This is a genomic window from Mesorhizobium sp. Cs1299R1N3 (assembly GCF_037179625.1).
GTDB classification, from domain to species: domain Bacteria; phylum Pseudomonadota; class Alphaproteobacteria; order Rhizobiales; family Rhizobiaceae; genus Mesorhizobium; species Mesorhizobium salmacidum.
This window is the reverse complement of sequence record NZ_JAPYKQ010000039.1, coordinates 1-2,500: the sequence shown is the minus strand read 5'-3', so window position 1 is coordinate 2,500 and position 2,500 is coordinate 1. Positions and strand designations below refer to the sequence as shown.

General features: G+C 55.2%; 1 tRNA gene and 2 rRNA genes (1 of these 3 cut by a window edge). All 3 read left to right on the top strand.

Annotation, left to right across the window (positions count from 1 at the left end):
* Window positions 1-1,705 (top strand): 23S ribosomal RNA (locus O7B34_RS31785) (it extends 1,163 nt beyond the left edge of the window).
* Window positions 1,706-1,977: 272 nt separating this feature from the next.
* A 5S ribosomal RNA gene (rrf, locus tag O7B34_RS31780) occupies window positions 1,978-2,092 on the top strand.
* A gap of 247 nt (window positions 2,093-2,339) precedes the next feature.
* A tRNA-Met gene (locus O7B34_RS31775) sits at window positions 2,340-2,416 on the top strand.
* The last annotated feature ends 84 nt before the right edge of the window (window positions 2,417-2,500 follow it).

Genomic DNA, 2,500 nt, shown 5'->3' with positions numbered 1-2,500 from the left:
GTTGGCTTAGAAGCAGCCATCATTTAAAGAAAGCGTAACAGCTCACTGGTCTAAATAAGGGTCTTTGCGCCGAAAATGTAACGGGGCTAAAGCCATACACCGAAGCTTAGGGTTTGGTCCGCAAGGGCCAAGCGGTAGCGGAGCGTTCTGTAAGCTGATGAAGCCATACCCGTGAGGGGTGGTGGAGGTATCAGAAGTGCGAATGCTGACATGAGTAACGTAAGGGGAGTGAGAGACTCCCCCGCCGAAAGACCAAGGGTTCCTGCTTAAAGCTAATCTGAGCAGGGTTAGCCGGCCCCTAAGACGAGGCGGAAACGCGTAGTCGATGGGAACCACGTTAATATTCGTGGGCTTGGAGGTAGTGACGGATCATTGAGGTAGTCCAATCTTATCGGATTGAACGGGCTGCTGCGTGGTTCCAGGAAATAGCTCCTCCTTATAAACCGTACCCGAAACCGACACTGGTGGTCTGGTAGAGTATACCAAGGCGCTTGAGAGAACTATGCTGAAGGAACTCGGCAAATTGCACGCGTAACTTCGGAAGAAGCGTGACCCTTTTCTACGCAAGTAGAGGAGGGTGGCACAGACCAGGGGGTAGCGACTGTTTATCAAAAACACAGGGCTCTGCGAAGTCGCAAGACGACGTATAGGGTCTGACGCCTGCCCGGTGCTGGAAGGTTAAGAGGAGGGGTGCAAGCTCTGAATCGAAGCCCCAGTAAACGGCGGCCGTAACTATAACGGTCCTAAGGTAGCGAAATTCCTTGTCGGGTAAGTTCCGACCTGCACGAATGGCGTAACGACTTCCCCGCTGTCTCCAGCATAGACTCAGTGAAATTGAATTCCCCGTGAAGATGCGGGGTTCCTGCGGTTAGACGGAAAGACCCCGTGCACCTTTACTATAGCTTTACATTGGCATTCGTAGTGGCATGTGTAGGATAGGTGGTAGGCTTTGAAACCTGGGCGCCAGCTCAGGTGGAGCCACCCTTGAAATACCACCCTTATTACTATGGATGTCTAACCGCGGCCCGTTATCCGGGTCCGGGACAATGTATGGTGGGTAGTTTGACTGGGGCGGTCGCCTCCTAAAGAGTAACGGAGGCGCGCGATGGTGGGCTCAGAACGGTCGGAAATCGTTCGCTGAGTGCAATGGCATAAGCCTGCCTGACTGCGAGACTGACAAGTCGAGCAGAGACGAAAGTCGGTCATAGTGATCCGGTGGTCCCGCGTGGAAGGGCCATCGCTCAACGGATAAAAGGTACGCCGGGGATAACAGGCTGATGACCCCCAAGAGTCCATATCGACGGGGTTGTTTGGCACCTCGATGTCGACTCATCGCATCCTGGGGCTGGAGCAGGTCCCAAGGGTATGGCTGTTCGCCATTTAAAGCGGTACGTGAGTTGGGTTCAGAACGTCGTGAGACAGTTCGGTCCCTATCTGCCGTGGGTGTAGGAATATTGAAAGGATCTGTCCCTAGTACGAGAGGACCGGGATGGACGGATCTCTGGTGGACCTGTTGTGGCGCCAGCCGCATAGCAGGGTAGCTATATCCGGACGGGATAACCGCTGAAGGCATCTAAGCGGGAAACCCACCTTAAAACGAGTATTCCCTGAGAACCGTGGAAGACGACCACGTTGATAGGCCGGGTGTGGAAGAGCGGCAACGCTTGAAGCTTACCGGTACTAATAGTTCGATCGGCTTGATCGTTCTCATTCCTAATGTCCATTTGACCAAGTCAAATGGTTTGTTCTCACTCACGCTTGTTCCGCCCTTCGGGCGGCGCTACGTGGGTGCGGCGCATCGGCGCCGACGGTCGGTCGACCTTGCGAAGCTTCGCTTCGAAGGGCCAGACCCCAAGGACGGCCAGGCACAAAAGACCAGCGAAAAGCTCCGAGAAAGCACAAAATAGGTCCCCTATTCGCTCCTCTCTATTGGCTATTCGCTCAAACCAGCTTCTCGAATAACGTGCGTTTTGCCGACCTGGTGGTTATGGCGGAGCGGCTGCACCCGATCCCATTCCGAACTCGGCCGTGAAACGCTCCAGCGCTGATGGTACTTCGTCTCAAGACGCGGGAGAGTAGGTCGCTGCCAGGTCTGCTAAACGCACGTTCAAACTCACATCCAACCGGATGACAGAGAAATCTTCTCATTGCTTTGTTCGATGCATGTCGTTGTCCCAAAACCGCTAACACTTTTTGGGCGACATGCATAAAGGCCCGCCAAGGGATCCCGGGCCGCTCTAAGCGGCCCTTTCATTTGGTGGATACAGGAATGCCGCAGTCGCCAAAGTAGAGCGGCGATCGCAAATACCGCAATCGCCACAAGGCGATCGCGGTGGTGGCGCGGGGTGGAGCAGCCCGGTAGCTCGTCAGGCTCATAACCTGAAGGTCACAGGTTCAAATCCTGTCCCCGCAACCAAACTTACCAAAACGGCCCGCCAGGCTCAAAGCCGGCGGGCCGCTTCGCGTTCGGATAAGCCCTTGGATCCGGCCTGGCCGCCCC